Source organism: Pseudomonas sp. VD-NE ins, assembly GCF_031882575.1.
Classification (GTDB): domain Bacteria; phylum Pseudomonadota; class Gammaproteobacteria; order Pseudomonadales; family Pseudomonadaceae; genus Aquipseudomonas; species Aquipseudomonas fluorescens_BZ.
In genome coordinates this window covers 4,688,104-4,706,918 of record NZ_CP134772.1, presented here as the reverse complement: position 1 = coordinate 4,706,918, position 18,815 = coordinate 4,688,104, and the positions used below count along the sequence as shown (strand labels likewise).

The 18,815-nt window shown below is 59.0% G+C and carries 23 protein-coding genes; 14 read left to right on the top strand and 9 right to left on the bottom strand.

Translation table 11 applies throughout. The annotated features are described in order from the left end of the window. Window positions 1-96: 96 nt before the first annotated feature. The 3 genes from RMV17_RS20940 (at window position 97) to RMV17_RS20930 (ending at window position 2,623) form a co-directional block, all read left to right on the top strand. Window positions 97-1,518 carry a transglycosylase SLT domain-containing protein gene (locus RMV17_RS20940; protein WP_311882249.1) on the top strand — a complete coding sequence of 474 codons (1,422 nt, stop codon included), beginning with the start codon at window positions 97-99 and terminating at the stop codon, window positions 1,516-1,518. A gap of 113 nt (window positions 1,519-1,631) precedes the next feature. Next, window positions 1,632-2,066 carry a DoxX family protein gene (locus RMV17_RS20935; RefSeq protein WP_007908568.1) on the top strand — a complete coding sequence of 145 codons (435 nt, stop codon included), beginning with the start codon at window positions 1,632-1,634 and terminating at the stop codon, window positions 2,064-2,066. Window positions 2,067-2,314: 248 nt separating this feature from the next. Next, entirely contained in the window at window positions 2,315-2,623 is a 309-nt protein-coding gene (locus tag RMV17_RS20930; protein ID WP_034155256.1) for a hypothetical protein, read from the top strand. 6 nt (window positions 2,624-2,629) lie between these two features. Here the strand turns inward: RMV17_RS20930 and greB are convergent, their stop codons facing one another. The 3 genes from greB to RMV17_RS20915 are packed head-to-tail and all read right to left on the bottom strand — an operon-like array spanning window position 2,630 to window position 6,349. Then, entirely contained in the window at window positions 2,630-3,127 is a 498-nt protein-coding gene (gene greB / locus RMV17_RS20925) for a transcription elongation factor GreB (protein ID WP_129394918.1), read from the bottom strand. A gap of 34 nt (window positions 3,128-3,161) precedes the next feature. Beyond that, window positions 3,162-5,666 (bottom strand): ABC transporter permease, encoded by a 2,505-nt coding sequence (locus tag RMV17_RS20920; RefSeq protein WP_311882244.1) that lies wholly within the window; start codon window positions 5,664-5,666, stop codon window positions 3,162-3,164. Next, a complete protein-coding gene (locus RMV17_RS20915; RefSeq protein WP_008079923.1) occupies window positions 5,666-6,349 on the bottom strand; it encodes an ABC transporter ATP-binding protein in 684 nt (227 codons plus the stop codon). The genes RMV17_RS20920 and RMV17_RS20915 overlap by 1 nt, the downstream gene beginning before the upstream one ends. Window positions 6,350-6,359: 10 nt before the next feature. Between RMV17_RS20915 and RMV17_RS20910 the strand changes: the two genes are divergently transcribed. The 3 genes from RMV17_RS20910 to RMV17_RS20900 all read left to right on the top strand — a co-directional run bounded on the left by RMV17_RS20910 (window position 6,360) and on the right by RMV17_RS20900 (window position 8,468). Continuing rightward, on the top strand, window positions 6,360-6,965 hold the full coding sequence (locus tag RMV17_RS20910; RefSeq protein WP_034155253.1) for an arylesterase: 606 nt from the start codon (window positions 6,360-6,362) through the stop codon (window positions 6,963-6,965). 57 nt (window positions 6,966-7,022) lie between these two features. After that, window positions 7,023-7,316: a hypothetical protein gene (locus RMV17_RS20905; protein ID WP_007908575.1), complete on the top strand. Its 294-nt coding sequence runs from the start codon at window positions 7,023-7,025 to the stop codon at window positions 7,314-7,316. Window positions 7,317-7,496: 180 nt separating this feature from the next. Then, a complete protein-coding gene (locus tag RMV17_RS20900) occupies window positions 7,497-8,468 on the top strand; it encodes a L,D-transpeptidase family protein (RefSeq protein ID WP_034155252.1) in 972 nt (323 codons plus the stop codon). A 125-nt stretch (window positions 8,469-8,593) separates the two neighbouring features. On the opposite strand, the gene oprI is transcribed toward RMV17_RS20900, so the two are convergent. Continuing rightward, window positions 8,594-8,845 (bottom strand): outer membrane lipoprotei OprI, encoded by a 252-nt coding sequence (gene oprI / locus RMV17_RS20895; protein ID WP_003199355.1) that lies wholly within the window; start codon window positions 8,843-8,845, stop codon window positions 8,594-8,596. 638 nt (window positions 8,846-9,483) lie between these two features. Between oprI and RMV17_RS20890 the strand changes: the two genes are divergently transcribed. Then, on the top strand, window positions 9,484-9,765 hold the full coding sequence (locus RMV17_RS20890) for a GNAT family N-acetyltransferase (RefSeq protein WP_003226804.1): 282 nt from the start codon (window positions 9,484-9,486) through the stop codon (window positions 9,763-9,765). A gap of 60 nt (window positions 9,766-9,825) precedes the next feature. Here RMV17_RS20890 and RMV17_RS20885 read toward each other — a convergent pair whose 3' ends face one another. Together RMV17_RS20885 and RMV17_RS20880 are read right to left on the bottom strand one after the other, a co-directional pair. Then, a complete protein-coding gene (locus RMV17_RS20885; RefSeq protein WP_016985505.1) occupies window positions 9,826-10,902 on the bottom strand; it encodes a 3-deoxy-7-phosphoheptulonate synthase in 1,077 nt (358 codons plus the stop codon). Window positions 10,903-11,045: 143 nt separating this feature from the next. Next, window positions 11,046-11,489 carry a PilZ domain-containing protein gene (locus tag RMV17_RS20880; RefSeq protein ID WP_034155250.1) on the bottom strand — a complete coding sequence of 148 codons (444 nt, stop codon included), beginning with the start codon at window positions 11,487-11,489 and terminating at the stop codon, window positions 11,046-11,048. On the opposite strand from RMV17_RS20880, the gene RMV17_RS20875 reads away from it, so the two are divergent. The 5 genes from RMV17_RS20875 to cysB all read left to right on the top strand — a co-directional run bounded on the left by RMV17_RS20875 (window position 11,488) and on the right by cysB (window position 15,444). Further along, the gene (locus RMV17_RS20875; protein ID WP_034155249.1) at window positions 11,488-11,874 is read left to right on the top strand and encodes a thioredoxin family protein; all 387 of its coding nucleotides are present in this window, start codon (window positions 11,488-11,490) and stop codon (window positions 11,872-11,874) included. The genes RMV17_RS20880 and RMV17_RS20875 overlap by 2 nt on opposite strands. Further along, window positions 11,871-12,827, top strand: coding sequence for a putative 2-dehydropantoate 2-reductase (locus RMV17_RS20870; RefSeq protein WP_311882225.1), 957 nt, complete (start codon window positions 11,871-11,873; stop codon window positions 12,825-12,827). The genes RMV17_RS20875 and RMV17_RS20870 overlap by 4 nt, the downstream gene beginning before the upstream one ends. A gap of 22 nt (window positions 12,828-12,849) precedes the next feature. After that, window positions 12,850-13,755 carry a 5'-nucleotidase gene (locus RMV17_RS20865; protein ID WP_311882223.1) on the top strand — a complete coding sequence of 302 codons (906 nt, stop codon included), beginning with the start codon at window positions 12,850-12,852 and terminating at the stop codon, window positions 13,753-13,755. A 97-nt stretch (window positions 13,756-13,852) separates the two neighbouring features. Then, window positions 13,853-14,356 (top strand): universal stress protein, encoded by a 504-nt coding sequence (locus tag RMV17_RS20860; RefSeq protein WP_034155246.1) that lies wholly within the window; start codon window positions 13,853-13,855, stop codon window positions 14,354-14,356. A 113-nt stretch (window positions 14,357-14,469) separates the two neighbouring features. Then, window positions 14,470-15,444 carry an HTH-type transcriptional regulator CysB gene (gene cysB / locus RMV17_RS20855; protein ID WP_007908591.1) on the top strand — a complete coding sequence of 325 codons (975 nt, stop codon included), beginning with the start codon at window positions 14,470-14,472 and terminating at the stop codon, window positions 15,442-15,444. Between the two features lie 9 nt (window positions 15,445-15,453). Here cysB and RMV17_RS20850 read toward each other — a convergent pair whose 3' ends face one another. Then, window positions 15,454-15,936, bottom strand: coding sequence for a GreA/GreB family elongation factor (locus tag RMV17_RS20850; protein WP_077573938.1), 483 nt, complete (start codon window positions 15,934-15,936; stop codon window positions 15,454-15,456). A gap of 2 nt (window positions 15,937-15,938) precedes the next feature. After that, on the bottom strand, window positions 15,939-16,349 hold the full coding sequence (locus tag RMV17_RS20845) for a hypothetical protein (RefSeq protein ID WP_311882217.1): 411 nt from the start codon (window positions 16,347-16,349) through the stop codon (window positions 15,939-15,941). Between the two features lie 124 nt (window positions 16,350-16,473). Between RMV17_RS20845 and earP the strand changes: the two genes are divergently transcribed. Together earP and RMV17_RS20835 are read left to right on the top strand one after the other, a co-directional pair. Then, window positions 16,474-17,616, top strand: coding sequence for an elongation factor P maturation arginine rhamnosyltransferase EarP (gene earP / locus RMV17_RS20840; protein WP_311882215.1), 1,143 nt, complete (start codon window positions 16,474-16,476; stop codon window positions 17,614-17,616). Between the two features lie 48 nt (window positions 17,617-17,664). Next, window positions 17,665-18,234, top strand: coding sequence for an elongation factor P (locus RMV17_RS20835; RefSeq protein WP_007908599.1), 570 nt, complete (start codon window positions 17,665-17,667; stop codon window positions 18,232-18,234). 74 nt (window positions 18,235-18,308) lie between these two features. Here RMV17_RS20835 and RMV17_RS20830 read toward each other — a convergent pair whose 3' ends face one another. After that, the gene (locus tag RMV17_RS20830) at window positions 18,309-18,728 is read right to left on the bottom strand and encodes an organic hydroperoxide resistance protein (RefSeq protein ID WP_034155242.1); all 420 of its coding nucleotides are present in this window, start codon (window positions 18,726-18,728) and stop codon (window positions 18,309-18,311) included. Window positions 18,729-18,815: the final 87 nt, after the last annotated feature.

Genomic DNA, 18,815 nt, shown 5'->3' with positions numbered 1-18,815 from the left:
TCTCTCGCACGTTGCCAGCGCTCATGGCGCTCTGTTTTCGTCGGTGATTTCGATCTTTTAACGATGAAATCGCCCCGTATTCTTTCCGGAGAGTGGATGGTTCGTCCCTCGGTTTTGCTCCTGTTGTGTGGATCGCTGCTACTGCCGATGACGGCGGCCGCGCGCCTGCCCGGGCCGCTGCAAGCCGTGCCGGCGGCCAAGGTGCCCGACTTGGCCGAGATCCGCAGCAGCCGTGTACTGCGCGTGCTGGTCAACCAGAGCCGCAACAGCTCCGGCGAAGTGCAGGGCCAGGCCATCGGCGTCGAATACCATCGTTTGCGCGCCTTCGAGCAATACCTCAATGGCCACGCCCGTGACGGCCAGGAAATCACCCTCAAGATCATTCCCAAAGCCAAGGATCAATTGCTCGGCGCCTTGCAGCGTGGCGAGGGGGATCTGGTCGCGCCGGGCGAGTTGCTTGAGCTGCAACCGGGCCACGCGGTGGCCAGTAGCGAACCGATCGCCAGCAATGTGCCGCTGGTGTTGGTCGGGATCAAGGGCGAGCGGCGCTACACCAAGGTCGAGCAGCTTTCCGGCAAAACCCTGGCATTGCCCGCCGGCAGCGCAGCGGGGGAGGCGGTCAGTCAGCTCAATCAGAAACTGGCGTTGCACAAACTGGCGCCGATCAAGATCGAATGGGTCGATCCGACCCTGGCGGTCGAAGATGTGCTGGAAATGGTTCAGGGTGGCATTTTCCACCTGACCATCGTCGAGCAACCCATCGCCGAGCGCTGGGGCAAGATCCTGCCGAAGCTGCGTTTTGACCGGCAACTGATGATCAGCGAGCCGGGCGAGGAATACTGGTTCGTGCGCCGCGATGCTTCGATGCTGCGCGCAAGCATTGACCGCTTCCTCGGCGGTTACAAGAAGCCGTCCAACGAAGACGTTGCGTTTCTGCGCATCTATCGCCGTCTCTATCAAGTCCACTATCCATTGGCCAAGGGTGACCGCCAGCGCCTGGAAAAACTGCGTCCGACCCTGCAAAAGCATGCCGACGCGCAGAACATGGACTGGCTCAATCTGGCCGCACTGGCGTTCAAGGAATCACGCCTGCAACCCAACGCGCGCAGCGGCGGTGGCCCGACCGGGCTAATGCAGATCACGCCTTCCGCCGCTCAGCGAGTCGGCGTGAACAACATTCAGAATCTCGATGCGAATGTGCAGGCCGGAGCCAAGTACCTGGCGATGATCCGCCGCAAGTTCTTCAACAGCCCCAAGCTCAATGAGCGCGAACGCATGGCCTTCACGCTGGCGGCCTACAACATCGGCCCCGAGCGCGTGCAGGGCATGCGCGCTGAGGCCCGGCGGCGTGGGCTGAACCCCAATCAGTGGTTCTTCCAGGTTGAGCGCATCGCCATGGAACAGGTAGGAATGGGGCCCGTCAGCTATGTTAATAGCGTGAACAAGTATTACTTGGCGTTCGACCGGGAGCGGGAGTCGTTGGAGCCCGGGGCGCAAAAAGTCGTCTCGCGTAAATGATCTAATAAACTGATTGTTATGGCGGAATATTTGCGCTTTTAACATGAAATTTACTGATTAATATAGCGGCCAACCAACACACACAACTTCTCGCAAAAACAAGGAATGCCCCCATGAGCTCTCTGATCAACAAAGTACTGTTCACCCGCGCCGGCTACGGTCTGACCATCCTGCGCATCGCTGTCGGCGTGATCTTCGCTGCCCACGGTTCGCAAAAACTTTTCGGTCTGTTTGGTGGCTACGGTCTGGCGGGCACCGCGCAGTACATGGACAGCATCGGTCTGCACCCGGGTTACCTGATGGCGACGCTGGCTGGTGGCACTGAGTTCTTCGCTGGCCTGGCCTTGATCATCGGCCTGCTGGTGCGTCCGGCGGCATTGGGTCTGACCTTCCTGTCGCTGGTGGCGATCTTCACCGTACACATCAGCAACGGTCTGTTTATGGCCAATAACGGTTACGAGTTCGCTCTGGCCCTGCTCGGTGGCAGTCTCGCCGTGCTGATCGAAGGCGCCGGCAAGCTTTCGGTGGATCGCGCCATCGCCGGTTAAGCGCTCTGGCTCAAGGAAAAGGCCCGCATTGTGCGGGCCTTTTTTGTTGCGGCTGATTCTTGACACTGATCGGTCACGTTCTCTAGGATGTTGCCCATGCGCCGATTTAAACAGCTACTTGCGGGGCGCCAGGTGACTTCAACAGTTGCCGTCAGAAGCCGGAACAGGGCTTCGAAATACCGCTAAAGCGCTGGTTCGGTGTTGCCTCTCACCTGCCATGCAGACTTTTGAGGCAGAGACACGACACGATGAATGCACTACGCCCTCCAGCACGTCCCGCGCCGATAACTGCGCATATCACTCAACGCAACCCGAAAATCCTCCTTGGCGGCAAACATCAGCCGACGCTGTTGCGTTATCTCGATGGCTGGCCACGTCGCAGTGGCGGTCCTGCCGCGTTCCTGATCCAGTTTGTTGAAGACGGCGAGTCGCTGGCGCGTTTTGCCAGTGACAGTTTTGATCTCGCGGTGATTCAGGCCCCGACTGCCGAAGATGCGCCAGAGATGATCAAGCAACTGGTCCGCGTTGCGCGGCAGGGCCTGATCACTCGCCGCTGATACGCTTCACGGATAGTCGATGGCGACGATGTAAACCAACTGCTCACCCGTTGGCGTCTGCACCCTGACTTCTGCATCCAGCGCCTTGCCGATCAAGGCGCGGGCCAGTGGCGAGTCGATGCTGATCAGGCCCAGTTTCAGATCCAGTTCATCCGGACCGACGATGCGGTAGCGCGATTGCTTGCCGTCTTCGTCTTCGATAGTCACCCAGGCGCCGAAGTAGACCTTGTTCGGATCACTGGGTTTTTCGCTGACGACTTTCAACGCTTCCAGGCGTTTGGTAAGAAAGCGCACGCGACTGTCGATCTCGCGCAGCATTTTCTTGCCATAGGTGTATTCGGCGTTCTCCGAGCGATCGCCCTGAGCCGCCGCTTCGCTGACCGATTGCGTTACCTGCGGGCGGCGCACATGCCACAGTTCATGGAATTCGGCGCGCATCCGCGCTTCACCTTCAGGGGTGATCAGCGCGGTGCCGGCGGTGCGGGGAGGGCGATAACGGCTCATGGCAACTTCTTGTGATTAAGACCGCCTGAGTCTATCAACCCTCACGCAACACTGTCAGTGGACTTGCGTTGAGTGCCCGGCGCGTACCGAACACGCCGGCACCACCAATCAGCGCCGCGCCAATCAATGGCAGCACCAAGAGCCATGGATGCGGGTGCCACGGCAGATCGAACGCGTAGCGATACAACACCAGACTCACCACTTCCGAGCCGATCGCGGCGAGTAATCCGCTGACTGCACCGAGCAGGCCGAATTCGATGCGCCGCGCCTTGATCAGCAACTGCCGCTCCGCACCCAATGCACGCAACAGCGCACCTTGGCGGATCCTTTCATCCAGCGTTGCCTGCAAACCGGAAAACAGCACGGCCATGCCCGCTGCCAACACAAACAACAGCACATATTCGACCGCCAAAGTGACTTGGGCGAGGATGCTGCGCAGTTGTTCCAGCAGGGCCTCGACCTGAAGAATGGTCACCGCCGGGAATGCGCGCGACAGTTCGACGATCTGCTGATCATGACCGGGGGCCAGATAGAAGCTGGTCAGGTAAGTCGCCGGCAGATCCTTCAACGTACCGGGCTGGAAGATCATGAAGAAGTTTGGCTGGAAATTGTCCCAGTTGATTTCGCGCAGGCTGGTGACCTTCGCTTCGCGATTGACGCCGCCGACACTGAACACCATGTGATCGCCGAGTTTGAGCTTGAGGCTTTCGGCGACTTTGCCTTCTACCGATACCCCGGGAACACTGTCGGTTGGCTGATCTTTCCACCACTCACCGGCAGTGAGCTTGTTGCCCGCCGGTAAATCAGCGGCCCAGGTCAGACTCAAATCTCTTTGAATGGCGCGGTCGCCCGCCGAATCCTTGCTGACAATTTGCTGCACGGCGTCGCCGTTGATGCTGATCAATCGTCCTGGCACTACCGGATACAGTGGCGCCGCTTGCGCGGAGACCTTGATCAGGTGATCGGTAAAGGCCTGTTTGTCTGCCGGCAGAATGTTCAGGGCAAAATAGTTGGGAGCGTTTTTCGGTAGCTGGTTTTGCCAGGTGTCGAGCAGTTCGCCACGCAGCAGGGCGATCAAAGCCATCGACAACAAAATCAGACCGAACGCCAGCGACTGGCCGGCCGCTGCCAACGGATGGCGCAACAACTGTCCCAGGCCCAAGCGCCATGGCAGCGAAGCACGGGCGAGCATCCGCCGCAGGCTTTGCAGCAGCAACAACAGCAAACCACCCAATACCAACGCGGCGACCACGCCACCGCCGAGCAAGGCGAATGTCAGCAGCAGATCCAGACTCAGGCGCCACATGATCAGGCCTAGCGCACCCAGAGCGGCGCCATAAACCATCCACGTGCTCGACGGAATCGGCAGCATGTCCCGGCGCAGCACACGCAGCGGCGGAACGCGGCCCAACGCAGCGAGTGGCGGCAGCGCAAACCCCGCCAAGGCGACCAGCCCTGTGCCGATCCCGGCGATGGCTGGAAACAGACCGCCCGGTGGCACGTCACTTGGCAACAAATCATGCAACAGAGCGAACAGGCCCAGTTGCGCCAACCAGCCGAGCAGGGCACCGCTAAGAGCGGCGAGCAAACCAAGCACGGTCAACTGCAAACTGAACAGCACCATGGTTTCTCGGCGCGAAAGACCGAGGCAACGCAACAACGCACTGGCATCGAAACGGCGGCTGGCGAAACGGTTCGCCGACAACGCCACTGCCACGCCGGCCAACAACACCGCGACCAGACTGGCCATGTTCAGATAGCGCTCGGCCTTACCCAGTGCACCGCCAATCTGCCGGTTGCCATCGCGGGCGTCCTGAATCCGCTGATTCGCAGCGAGCCCGGGTTTGATCAGCTGTCGATAGGTTTCCAGCGCCTGCGGTTCACCACGCCACAGTTCGCGGTAACTCACGCGGCTGCCGGGTTGCACCACGCCGGTGGCGGCGAGGTCATCAATGTTGATCATCACTCGGGGCGTGAGGCTGTAGAAGTTGCCGGCGCGATCCGGTTCATAGGTCAGTACGCGCGCCAGTTTCAATGTCTTCATGCCGACATCAATGCTGTCGCCGATCTTCAGATCCAGTGCGGTCAACAGGCGTGCCTCGACCCAGGCTTCGCCGGGTTGCGGTTCACCGCCGGTTTCTTCGGCGGCGAAGGGGGCAGGTGCGCTCTTCAGTTCACCGCGCAATGGATAGGCGCGGTCGACGGCTTTGATGCTCGACAACTGAATGCCATTGTCGGTGGCGATGACGCTGGAAAATTCCACCACTTGCGCATGATTTAGACGCAGCTCGGTGCCGCTCCTGATCTGTTCTTCGCGTGCTGGCGAACTTCCCTCAAGCACCAGGTCGGCGCCGAGAAATTCGGTCGCGCGCAGCATCATCGCGCCGTTCAGGCGGGCGCCGAAATAGCCGATGGCGGTACTTGCCGCCACCGCCACGACCAGCGCAAAGAACAACACGCGCAATTCCCCGGCGCGGGCATCGCGCATGAGTTGGCGTATGGCGAGACTGAACAGACGCAACAGCGGCAAACGTGCCATCAAGGCTCCAGAGGGGCGACCAACAGCCCGGCTTCAAGTCGGATCAGGCGCCGGCAGCGATGGGCCAGGCGTTCGTCGTGGGTCACCAGCACCAGAGTGGTGCCGCGTTCCTTGTTCAATTCGAACAGCAAGTCGCTGATGCGCTCACCGGTGTGGCTGTCGAGGTTGCCGGTGGGCTCGTCGGCGAACAGCACGTCGGGCTCGGCAGCAAACGCACGGGCGATCGCCACGCGTTGTTGCTCACCACCGGAGAGCTGGCGCGGCGAGTGGGTCAGGCGTTGGCCGAGGCCAACGCGCTGGAGTAATTCGGTGGCACGTTCACGGGCATCTTTGCGGCCGTCGAGTTCCAGCGGCAGCATGACGTTTTCCAGCGCATTCAAGCTGTCGAGCAGTTGAAACGATTGAAAGACGAAACCGACATGCTCGGCACGAATGCGTGCGCGCTGGTCCTCATCGAGATTGCTCAGGCTCTGGCCGGCGAGAATGACTTCGCCACTGCTTGGCAGGTCGAGGCCGGCGAGCAGGCCGAGGAGGGTGGATTTGCCCGAACCGGAGGCGCCGACGATGGCGAGGCTGTCGCCCTTGTTCAGTTCCAGGCTGAGTTCGTGCAGGATAGTCAGTTCACCTTCCGCGCTGGGAACCACTTTGCTGAGGTTCTTCGCGGTGAGAATGCTTGCGCCCATGGAGAATCCGATGCGTGTGTGGTTTTTGAGTGCTGGCCTGGCCTTGATGTGCATGGCCCAGAACGCAGCGGCGGGTACTGTCCTGATCGTTGGCGATAGTATCAGCGCCGGTTTCGGACTGGATACCCGCTTGGGGTGGGTGTCGTTGCTCGAACAACGGCTCAAACAGGAGGGTTTCGACGACAAAGTGGTCAATGCTTCGATCAGCGGCGACACCAGTGCCGGAGGCCAGGCGCGGCTGCCGGCGCTGCTTGCAGAGCATAAGCCGGAACTGGTGATCCTCGAACTGGGTGGCAACGATGGCTTGCGCGGAATGCCGCCAACTCAATTGCAACAAAATCTTGCCTCGATGATCGACAGCTCGCGTCAGAGCGGGGCCAAGGTGCTGCTGCTCGGCATGCAACTGCCGCCCAATTACGGCAAGCGTTACACCGATGCCTTCGCCGAGGTCTACGGCAAACTCGCCGACGATAAAAAGATCCCCCTGGTACCGTTTTTCCTCGACGGCGTCGGCGGTCATCCGGACCTGATGCAGGCCGATGGTCTGCACCCGGCAGTCGGGGCTCAGGGCAAGTTGCTGGAAAATGTCTGGCCGACGCTAAAACCGCTGTTATGAGGCTTTTCTAAGGGCAGGCTTTCGGCTAATGTGGCGCCCCCTTATTTGGAGCCCCCGATGTCGCGTTCTGCCTGGTCCCTGTTTGCCTACCAACTGATCGAGCCTGACGAGCAGCTGGATCTGTTCGCCTGCCAGGAAGTGCGGGTGCATCTGGTGACCCGTCAACTCGAACTCGGTGGCTCGGCCGATCGCACCCTGTGCGGCAGCCTGCTGCCGGCGCAGCCGCGCTGGTCGAGTGTGGATCGCCGGGTGTTTCAGGATCAGCGCCTGTGTTCGTTGTGCCGGGCAATTCTGGAGTCGCAGAAGCGCGGCACCTCGCCGATCTGGCCAGAGCTGCGTTTCGAGCTTTAAGAGCAAAAGATCGCAGCCTGCGTCAGCTCCTGCATGGGTTCGCGTGATCCTGTAGGAGCTGACGAAGGCTGCGATCTTTTCGCATTCAGCACGGTCCATCGGCGTGGCTCCCCGAATATTCAAAGTGCGGTGTACAATCGCGCTCTTATACCCTTGTTGATCATGCGAAGGATTTTCCGGATGTTGCCGCGCTTTCCTGCCGTCACCCGCTGCCTGTCACTTGCCGCCCTGTGTGTGGCCGGTCCCGTTGCTGCATTGGAGTTTCCCCTGCCACCACCTGGTGAAGACATCATCGGTCAGGTGCAGGTAATCAAAGCCAAGTACGAAGACACCTTCGCCGATCTGGGTACGAAGTACGATCTGGGCTACTCGGAGATGGTCGCGGCCAACCCGGGCGTTGATGCCTGGTTGCCGGGGGCCGGCACCGAAATCGTCTTGCCGACCCGTTTCATTCTGCCGCCGGGCCCGCGCGAAGGCATCGTGATCAACCTCGCTGAATACCGCCTCTATTACTTCCCGAAAGGCAAGAACGTGGTTTACACGTTCCCGCTGGGTATCGGTCGTGAAGGTTGGGGTTCGCCAATCGCGCACACCTCGATCACCGCCAAGACGCCAAATCCGACCTGGACGCCTCCAGCGTCGATCAAGGCTGAACATGCCGCCGACGGTGATCCGCTGCCGAACGTAGTGCCGGCCGGCCCTGACAACCCGTTAGGCCCGTTCAAGTTCACCCTGGGCACCCCGGGTTACCTGATCCACGGCTCGAACAAGAAATTCGGTATCGGCATGCGCACCAGCCACGGCTGCTTCCGCATGTTCAACAACAACGTGCTGGAAATGGCCGGCATGGTCCCGGTAGGCACGTCGGTGCGCATCCTCAACGATGCCTACAAGTTCGGCAGCAGTGGCGGCAAGGTTTATCTGGAAGCGCACACGCCGATCGACGACAAGGGCAATCCGTCAGTGGTCGACAAGCACACTGCAGTGATCAACGCGATGCTCAAGCGTGAAGACGTCACCAGCAACCTGCGCGTGAACTGGGATGTGGTACGGGATGTAGTCGCGGCCGAAGATGGCCTGCCGACGGAAATCGGCACACCGAGTACCTCGGCGCCGATGGTCTCGAGCACACCGATCGATTTGCAGCAGTAAGTCGGCGTTCAGAACCCGCCAATGTGTAAAGCGTCGGCGGTTTTTTTATTGCCCGGACAAAAGCTTCAGGCACAAAAAAGCCGACCCAGACATCGGATCGGCTTGATAACAATCCCGAGGGATTATTACTTGCGGCTAGCTTTGTCCAGCATGCGCAGAGCACGCTCGTTAGCTTCGTCAGCAGTCTGTTGTGCTTTTTGAGCAGCAGCCAGAGCTTCATCAGCTTTACGGTAAGCTTCGTCTGCACGAGCCTGGGAGCGAGCAGCTGCGTCTTCAGTAGCGGTCAGACGTGCTTCGGTTTCTTTCGATGCGCTGCTGCAACCGGTAGCCAGAACTGCGGCCAGAGCCAGAGCAGAGAATTTCAGAACGTTGTTCATCGTGTTCCCCTTCAAGGACTTTCAATTAAGTGGCTGTCTCCTCACGATTGAGGAAATAGCCGGCGTACATACTACCCATTACTTGTAGTAAGTAAACTGACGTAAGGCAAGAAGCAAAAAAAATTGTAGGCGTTGATTCTTTTTCGAGCAACTTTTAACTGCGTTGTTTAAAAAATACCCAGCTGCAAGCCCCGAGCTGAGCGAGTTAATGAGAAAAAGTTCCCGTTGCCATGTGCTGTTTTTGCAGTCTTGGCTAAAGTCTGTCTAGATGAATTCGTCCACACTTTTGTTCCGATTTTGCGTGCTGCTTCGCTTATCTTTGTCCATGTTGAGGTGACTTTAAAAAAGGCTGCACGTCTTAAGTCTCAACATCCGGCAATGTTCAGGTGAGTGGCCCGGGAAGATCTTCTCCCCAGTCACCTCTGCGTCCATCGGAGCAACCCCCGTCAACCCGCTTGATGACGAGCGTACCTTGAGCATTTTTGCCAATGGTGCCTACTATTTATCAGGTGCCAGGTTGCGCGAGATCGGTGTGGCTCTTCTCGGTGTCCATCAGGCACGGGGTGGCGTAGATGTTCCTTCGCCGGAAAAACATCGGTAAGGTAGGGGTCAGAATTCAAGACCCGCGAGGAGTAGTGATGAGCGAGGCGTTGTCCATCCACCATGACCAGGCTGGTCATCAGTTCGAGACCAATGTGGACGGTCATCGTGCCTACCTGACCTATATGGATCTGGGGAAACAGACCCTGGATATCTATCGCACGTTTGTGCCCAACGCCCTGCGTGGCCGTGGCATTGCCGCAGCGCTGACCGAAAGCGCGCTGCAGTACGCCGAAGAAATGGGCTACACGGTGATCCCGTCGTGCTCTTACGTTGAGCGCTACATGGAGCGCCATCAGCGCCGCGCCGCGAAGATCTGAATCGCACACACAAAAACGCCGGGCATTGCCCGGCGTTTTTTTATGCCTGTAAAACGCTGATCAACTGCGCTGGCGTTTCGGCAGAACATCCTTGAGCTTGGCGTGCATGCTGCGCAGGGTGTTCTCGGTGGCGGACCAGTCGATGCAGGCATCGGTGATCGACACGCCGTATTGCAGGTCGGCGAGATCTTTCGGAATCGCCTGGCAGCCCCAGTTCAGGTGACTTTCGACCATCAGGCCGATGATCGACTGGTTGCCTTCGAGGATCTGGTTGGCGACGTTCTCCATCACCAGCGGTTGCAGGGCCGGATCCTTGTTGGAGTTGGCGTGGCTGCAATCGACCATGATGTTCGGCTTGATCTTCGCCTTGTCCAGCGCCTGTTCGCACAGGGCCACGCTGACCGAATCGTAGTTCGGCTTGCCGTTGCCACCGCGCAGCACCACGTGACCGTAGGCGTTGCCTTTGGTGGTGACGATCGACACGCCACCTTCCTGGTTGATACCGAGGAAACGGTGCGGGCTGGACACCGACTGCAAGGCGTTGATCGCCACAGTCAGGCCGCCGTCGGTGCCGTTCTTGAAGCCGACGGCCGAGGACAGGCCGGAGGCCATTTCCCGGTGGGTTTGCGATTCGGTGGTACGCGCGCCAATGGCCGACCAACTGATCAGGTCCTGCAGATACTGCGGGGAGATCGGGTCGAGGGCTTCGGTCGCGGTCGGCAGGCCTTTTTCGGCCAGATCCAGCAGCAACTGACGACCGATGTGCAGACCGTCCTGGATCTTGAACGAGTCGTCCAGATACGGATCGTTGATCAGGCCTTTCCAGCCGACGGTGGTGCGTGGCTTCTCGAAATACACGCGCATGACCAGATACAGGGTGTCGGAGACTTCCGCCGCCAGCACCTTGAGGCGATCGGCGTACTCGTGGGCAGCCTTGATATCGTGGATCGAGCACGGGCCGATCACTACGAACAGACGGTGGTCGGTGCCATCAAGAATGTTGCGAATGACTTCGCGGCCCTTGGTGACGGTGCGCAGGGCAGCATCGCTCAGAGGGATATCACGCTTGAGCTGATCGGGAGTGATCAGGGTCTCGTTAGAGGCGACGTTTAGGTCGTTGATCGGTAAATCAGCCATCGTTTACTCGTCAGGTCACGGGTGCCGGCCGCCAGCGATCCCCGCGCGGCGGAGCACAGCAGATTAAAGCGCGTCGGGGAGCGGAACCTTAGCGCGTAAAGCGCCTGCTCGACAATGGGCATGTAACGGTTTAGAGAAGAGCGTCAGTCCAGCACTGGCTGGGCGAAAGCCTTGCGCACGCTGTCGTGGGAGAACTCGTCGGCGTGTTGCTCGACCCATTGCAGGGCCACCGCCTGAATTTCTTGCAGGTCATCGTGGGTGTCGTGCATGCGGCAGTAGCGCTCGATCTGACACACTTGCTCACCCATTCGCGCACTGAACAGCGTCTGCTCATCGGTAAACGCGATGCCCACCAGATAGCCTTTTTTGCGCCGCAGGCACCACGCCACGTAGCCCGGATAACAAATGTCGGCATTCAGTGACGGCATGCGCACTTGCAGCGCTGTGCCATGGCGCCAGGCACGGTGGTAATTGCAAGCGATGCCGCCGAGGCTGATAGTGTGCAGCTGTTGCCTGGAAATACACTCAGGCTTGAGCAAGGTTAATTCAACCGGCACCTCGTCCGGATGAGGAATGAAACGTCCCATGAGCACAGACTCCCTGTGTCGGCCATTTGACATTGTTTCCCCCAGTATAGTGGTCGAATCCGAACTGACCGATTTCGACGCCGATCAACGGCTATTGGCGATGAGCGGCGTTTCGCTGGTGATTTTCACCAGTGTCGGCTGCGCGAGTTGCCGTTATGCCCGCGAAGTGTTGCCGGATATGGCGTTGGCCATCGATCGCCTGTGCTGGATCGATGCCGGCGACAACGGCGGGTTGGTGGAGCGCTATCAGGTCTTTCATTTGCCGGCGCTGTTTGTGGTGCGCGACGGCGAGTTCTTTGGGGCATTGCACACGCGCCTGACGGCCGATGCGCTGAACGCAGCGCTGGCGCAGGCACTGGGTCGAATTGCAGAGGAGTTGCCATGATGGGGGCAGTGAATAAACCGGTCGTAGGAATTATCGGCACCGGCGCGATTGGTGGTTTTTACGGTGTGATGCTGGCGCGTGCCGGTTTCGACGTGCACTTTCTGTTGCGCAGCGAGTTTTCGGCGGTGGCTGAGCGTGGCTTGCAAATCAACAGCGCGGTGCATGGCCCGCTGACGTTGCATCCAGCGCAGGCCTATTCGTCCGCCGAAGACATGCCCAAGTGCGACTGGTTGCTGGTGGGGGCGAAAACCACCAGCAACGCCGGCCTCGCGCCTTCAATCATTCAAGCGGCCAAACCCGATGCGAAAGTGCTGGTCCTGCAAAACGGTCTCGACGTCGAGGACAGCCTGCGTGAACTGCTTCCCGATTCTCTTCACCTGCTGGGCGGTTTGTGCCTGATCTGCGTGCATCGTGAGGGACCTGGACAAGTCACCCACCAAGCCTTGGGCGCGGTGAATGTCGGTTATCACAGCGGTCCGGCCAGCGATGACGCCGCACGTATGGCGATTGTCGAGGAGGGTTGCGGGTTGTTCCGCGCTGCCGGGATCGATTCCCAGGCGATGCCCAATCTGCGGCAGGCGCGCTGGCAGAAACTGGTGTGGAATATTCCCTACAACGGACTTTCGGTGCTGCTCGGTGCCGGCACCACGCCGCTGATGGCCGATGCCGACAGCCGCGCGTTGATCCAGGCGTTGATGGCCGAAGTGGTTCAGGGCGCCAAAGCGTGCGGCCACGACGTGCCGCCGGGATACGCCGACTATCTGTTCATGATGACCGAGAAAATGCCCGACTACTGGCCGAGCATGTACCACGACTTTTTACACAAGCGACCGCTGGAGCTGGAAGCGATCTACGCTCGGCCATTGGCGGCAGCGAAAGCCGCGGGTTGTGAGTTGCCGCGAATCGAAGCGTTGTATCGCAATTTAAGTTTTATCGACCGGCGCAACGTTTAAGCCGGTCGTTCTGGGGGAAGGCATGGCCGAGAACATCGATGACAAACTGGTGCTGGCGATTTCGTCGCGCGCCTTGTTCGACCTGAGCGAGAGCCACAAGGTCTATCTGTCGAGCGGCGTCGAAGCCTATCGGCAATATCAGATCGAACACGAGGACGAGATTCTTGCGCCCGGCGATGCATTCCCGCTGGTGGAAAAGCTTCTGAATCTGAACAGTCGCCTCGGCCGCGCGCGGGTCGAGGTCATTCTGGTCTCGCGCAACAGCGCCGACACCGGCCTGCGCGTATTCAACTCGATTCATCATTATGGTCTGGCGATTTCCCGCGCCGCGTTTGTCGGCGGGCGCAGTCCGTATCCGTATCTGAAAGCTTTTGGTTGCGACCTGTTTCTGTCGACGCATGCCGAAGACGTGCGCGCGGCACTGGACGCCGGATTCGCAGCGGCGACGATTCTGTCCGGTGGTGCCAGTCGTGCGGCCAGTGACGAATTGCGCATCGCCTTCGACGGTGACGCGGTGATTTTTTCCGATGAGTCGGAGCGTGTCTATCAGTCCGGCGGGCTCGAAGCGTTCCAGGCCAAGGAGCGCGAATCGGCGCGCGAGCCGCTGCGCGGCGGGCCGTTCAAGGGGTTTCTGGCGGCGCTCAATTTGCTCCAGCGCGAGTTTCCCGATGACGACTGCCCGATCCGCACGGCGCTGGTCACCGCGCGTTCGGCACCGGCCCATGAACGGGTGATCCGCACCTTGCGCGAGTGGGATATCCGTCTCGACGAATCCCTGTTTCTCGGCGGCCTGACCAAATCGGCGTTTCTCGAAGCATTCGCCGCCGACGTGTTTTTCGACGATCAGGCTGGCCACTGCGAACTCGCCCGCGAAGTCGTTGCCACTGGCCACGTGCCGCACGGCATCAGCAACGAACCGTCGATCTAAAGCCCTTTGGTTCAAGACGTTGCGTCGCACGTCGTACTCGCCAAGGCACTGCTAAGCTGAATCAAATCTCCGCCATGTTGGCACGCGAGGAGGTCATATGATTCGTTCGATGCTGTATGCCACTGACCTCGGTCTGTACGCACCGTTAGTGATGCAGCATGCCTTGGCGTTGGCGCGAACGTTCAATGCCGATTTGTACGTGGTGCACGCGGTGGAGCCGATGGGGCTGTTTGCCGAATCGGTGTTGCAGAGTTACCTCGACGAGCAGGCATTGAACGAATTTCACAGCCAGGGTCTGAAAACTGTCATCGCCAATATCGAGCAGCGGGTACTGGAAAGTTTTCGCGAAGAACTGGGAGATGAAGGCGAGCAGGATCTGCAGCGTATTCGCGCCGTGCGCGTGCTGCAGGGCGATCCGTCGCAGGTGATTCTCGACCAGGTGCAGAAACTCTCTGTCGATCTGCTGATCGTAGGCAGTCACAGCCACGGGGTGGGCGCGGAAACGCCGTTGGGGCGCACGGCAGCGCGGGTCCTGCAATTGTCCAAGGTGCCGGTTTATCTGGTGCCGTTAGTGGAGCGGCGGCGGCGGGAGGATCGCTGAAGCAGGAATAATGGCGCTTTGATAAAAAAGTTCTAGATTTATTATTCAAACCATTAATATAGTTATATACCGTCGCTGATGCCCGTGGCGTCTACCTGCTTTGAGGGATACATATGAAGCTTCAACAACTGCGCTACATCTGGGAAGTGGCGCACCACGACCTCAACGTTTCCGCTACAGCCCAAAGCCTTTACACCTCGCAACCGGGCATCAGTAAACAAATCCGCCTGCTGGAAGACGAACTCGGCGTCGAAGTGTTTGCCCGCAGCGGCAAACACCTGACCCGCGTGACCCCGGCCGGCGAGCGCATCATCACCACCGCCGGTGAGATTCTGCGCAAGGTCGAAAGCATCAAGCAGATCGCCCAGGAATTCTCCAACGAGAAGAAAGGCACTCTGTCGATCGCCACCACCCACACCCAGGCACGTTATGCGCTGCCACCGGTGATCAGCAATTTCATCAAGCAATACCCTGACGTGGCGCTGCACATGCACCAGGGTTCGCCGATGCAAATTGCCGAAATGGCTGCTGACGGCACCGTCGATTTCGCCATTGCCACCGAAGCGCTGGAGCTGTTCGGCGATCTGGTGATGATGCCGTGCTACCGCTGGAACCGTTGTGTGGTCGTGCCGCAGGGTCACCCGTTGACCAAACTGCCGAAGCTCACACTGGAAGCACTGGCCGAATACCCGATCGTGACTTACGTATTTGGTTTCACCGGTCGTTCGAAACTCGACGAAGCTTTCAGCCATCGCGGCCTGACGCCGAAAGTGGTGTTCACCGCCGCTGACGCCGACGTGATCAAGACTTACGTGCGCCTGGGTCTGGGTGTGGGCATCGTCGCTAAAATGGCGGTCGACACCAAACTCGACAACGACCTGGTGGTGCTGGATGCCAGCGAACTGTTCGAATCGAGCATTACCAAAATCGGTTTCCGTCGCGGTACCTTCTTGCGCGGCTTCATGTGCGACTTCATCGAGAAATTCGCCCCGCACCTGACCCGCGAAGTCATGGCCAAAGCCATTCAGTGCCACAACAAGCAGGAACTGGAAGAGCTGTTCGACGGCGTCGAACTGCCGGTTCACTGATCAACTACCTTAAAGCACCTCGGTGACAGCAAACTGTTGCCGGGTGCCCGCCACCAGAATCTCCACCTCATCACCTTCGCACTTGCCCAAAAGACCTTTGCCCAGCGGCGAGCGCGGAGTGATGACGGTAATCGGCTGACCGACCACATCGACTTTCAGCCCTGCCGCATCCGGCGCCAGAAACAGCCATTGCTCGCGACCCTTTTCGTCTTCCAGGCCGAGCAGGGCGCCGACTTCGATGCCGCGGTTTTCATCGTAGGCACGCAGCGTCAGGTTCTGACACAGCGCCAGTGACTGACGGATTTCCTCGACCCGTTTCGCTTGTCCGGCTGCCAGGTACGACGCTTCCAGGCCCAGCGTGTCGTACTTGTTTTCGGCAATATTCTCTTCGTGTGTTGCGGTTTCGTAGGCGGTTTGCGCGGCGCGTTCGGCGATGTCGAGATCGACGCGCAATTTGTCGAGAATCAGTTGGTGGACGATGTGCTTGTTCATGATCAATCGCAGAATTGCAAAACGTTGGCGCGGGATTTTTCGCTGGGAGCCGTCTGATCTTGTTGCAACCAGAACTGGCATTTTGGATTGGACAGATTACGCGTGCTGCCACGCGCCTGATCCAGACGCGCCTGCTGCTCGTTCTTGCGCAGGTTTTCTTCGTACTGTTCGAACAGCGGGCTTGGCGGCGGAATATCTGGCTGAGGCTGGACTACCGCCGGCGGGTGGGCCAATTGCTGCACCGCCTGAGCAACCGGTGCCAGTTGTTCTTTGAACAGGAAATGCGCCAGTAGCCAGCAGGTCAGTGCTATGGCAAGGAAGCCCAGCCACATACCCAAGGCAATGCTGCCGGTCAAATGCAGCGCGCTAAGCTGAACAGGCAACGGGCGGTGCGGGTTGGGGCGATAGGGCATGGCTGCCTCCTGGCGGATGATTGCGGGCAAGTGGCGATTGTCGCACGAAGATTAATCGCCGTCGGCTCTTCTGCGCGAGGTCATTTATGCGGACAATCGCTGCTTTTGCCAACGGGAGTCTTGAATGGCGCAATTGAAAACCCGCTGGGATATTTTCTGCACAGTGGTCGACAACTTTGGCGACATTGGCGTGACCTGGCGTCTGGCCCGGCAATTGGCGGCCGAACACGGTTTGACGGTGCGACTGTGGGTCGATGATCTGCGCGCATTCGAACGTATTTGCCCGGCGATCGAGATCAACGCCGCGCAGCAATGGCAGCAAGGTGTCGAAGTGCGGCACTGGCCGGCCGCGTGGGTGCACACAGATGCGGCGGATGTGGTGATCGCCGCGTTTGCCTGTCAATTACCCAGTGATTACATGGACGCGATGGCCGGGCGTGAACAGCCGCCGCTGTGGATGAACCTCGACTATCTCAGCGCTGAAGACTGGGTGATTGGCTGTCACGGGTTGCCGTCGGTCAAATACAAAAACGTGCAGAAAATCTTCTTCTTTCCAGGCTTTCAGCCGGGGACTGGCGGGCTGTTGCGTGAGCGCGGATTGATCGAGCAACGTCGGCAGTTTCAGCAGGATGCCGAGGCTCAGCAGCGGTTTCTGCAAGGTCTGGGGGTCGATCGTGCAGCGGGTGCGCAACTGATTTCGCTGTTTGCCTACGAGAATGCCGGGCTGGCGAGTTGGCTTGATGTGCTGGCGGCCGATGCAGCGCCGACCCATCTGCTGGTGCCGGAAGGGCGGATTCTTGGCGATGTCGCACGCTGGCTCGGCGTGGAAACCCTGGCGGTCGGCGCGATACAGGTGCGCCAGTCGCTGACCGTGCAGGTATTGCCGTTCGTCCGTCAGGATCAATATGACCACTTGCTCTGGTGCTGTGATTTCAATGCCGTGCGCGGTGAAGACTCGTTCGTTCGTGCGCAATGGGCTGGGCTGCCGATGCTCTGGCACATCTATCAGCAGGACGAAGACATCCATCTGGACAAGCTCGACGCTTTCCTCGCGCTCTACACAAAAGGCCTGTCACCGGCCGCTGCCGAGGCGATGAACGGTCTCTGGCGCGCCTGGAGTGCCGGTCAACCCATCGGTGAACACTGGCTCGCCGCCCGTAATCATTGGCCAGAACTGCAGAAAAATGCCGAAGCGTGGTGTCTGGAACAAGGCTTGCAGGCCGATCTTGCCGCAGCGCTGGTACAGTTTTACCTAAATTGGATATGATACGCGGCCTAGATTTTTGTAAATCCCATCCAAATTCGGATATTCGCAATGAAAACTGGTAAAGAACTGAAACCCGGTACCGTGATCCGTCTCGAAAACGATCCTTGGCTGGTTCAGAAAGCTGAATTCACCAAATCGGGCCGTAACAGCGCGATCATGAAGACCAAGCTGAAAAACCTGCTGACCGGTTACAAGACCGAGATCGTTTACAGCGCTGACGACAAACTGGACGACGTAATCCTCGACCGCAAAGAAGCGACCCTGTCCTTCATCAGCGGCGACACCTACACGTTCATGGACACCACCGACTACACCATGTACGAGCTGAACGCTGAAGACATCGAAGCTGTTCTGCCTTTCGTTGAAGAAGGCATGACCGATGTTTGCGAAGCGATCTTCTTCGAAGAGCGTCTGGTTTCCGTAGAGCTGCCGACCACCATCGTGCGCGTAGTTGACTACACCGAAGGTTCGGCTCGCGGCGACACTTCCGGCAAAGTCATGAAGCCAGCCAAGCTGGCTAACGGTACTGAGCTGCAGGTTGCTGACTTCATCGAAATCGGTGACAAGATCGAAATCGACACCCGCGAAGGCGGTTCCTACAAAGGCCGTGCTAAATAAGCATCGGTTTTTGCGGAAAGAAAAAGCCCGACCATTGAGTCGGGCTTTTTTGTGCCTGCGATTTGTGTCTGGTTTCAGACGGTGACGTGCAGACGTACATCGACATTGCCACGGGTGGCGTTGGAGTACGGGCAGACCTGGTGGGCCGCATCGACCAGCGATTGCGCGTCGGCTTGTTCCAGACCGGGCAGGCTGATGTGCAGATCGATGTCCAGACCGAAGCCGCCAGGGATCTGGCCGATACCGACGTGGGCGGTGATCGAGGCGTCGTCAGGGATTTTGCGTTTGGTCTGGCTGGCGACGAATTTCAGAGCGCCGATGAAGCAGGCCGAGTAGCCGGCAGCGAACAGTTGCTCAGGGTTGGTCGCCGCGCCGCCAGCACCGCCGAGTTCTTTCGGGGTGGCGAGTTTGACGTCGAGGATGTTGTCGCTGGAGATCGCACGACCATCACGGCCGCCAGTGGAGGTTGCGATTGCGGTGTAGAGAGTTTGCATGGTGTGAGCCTCATTGGTTGTGTTTGTGTGCGCTAATTGTTTGCGCGCTAAGTAAGTGCGAGGTGAATGTATCGCGTGAATATTTAG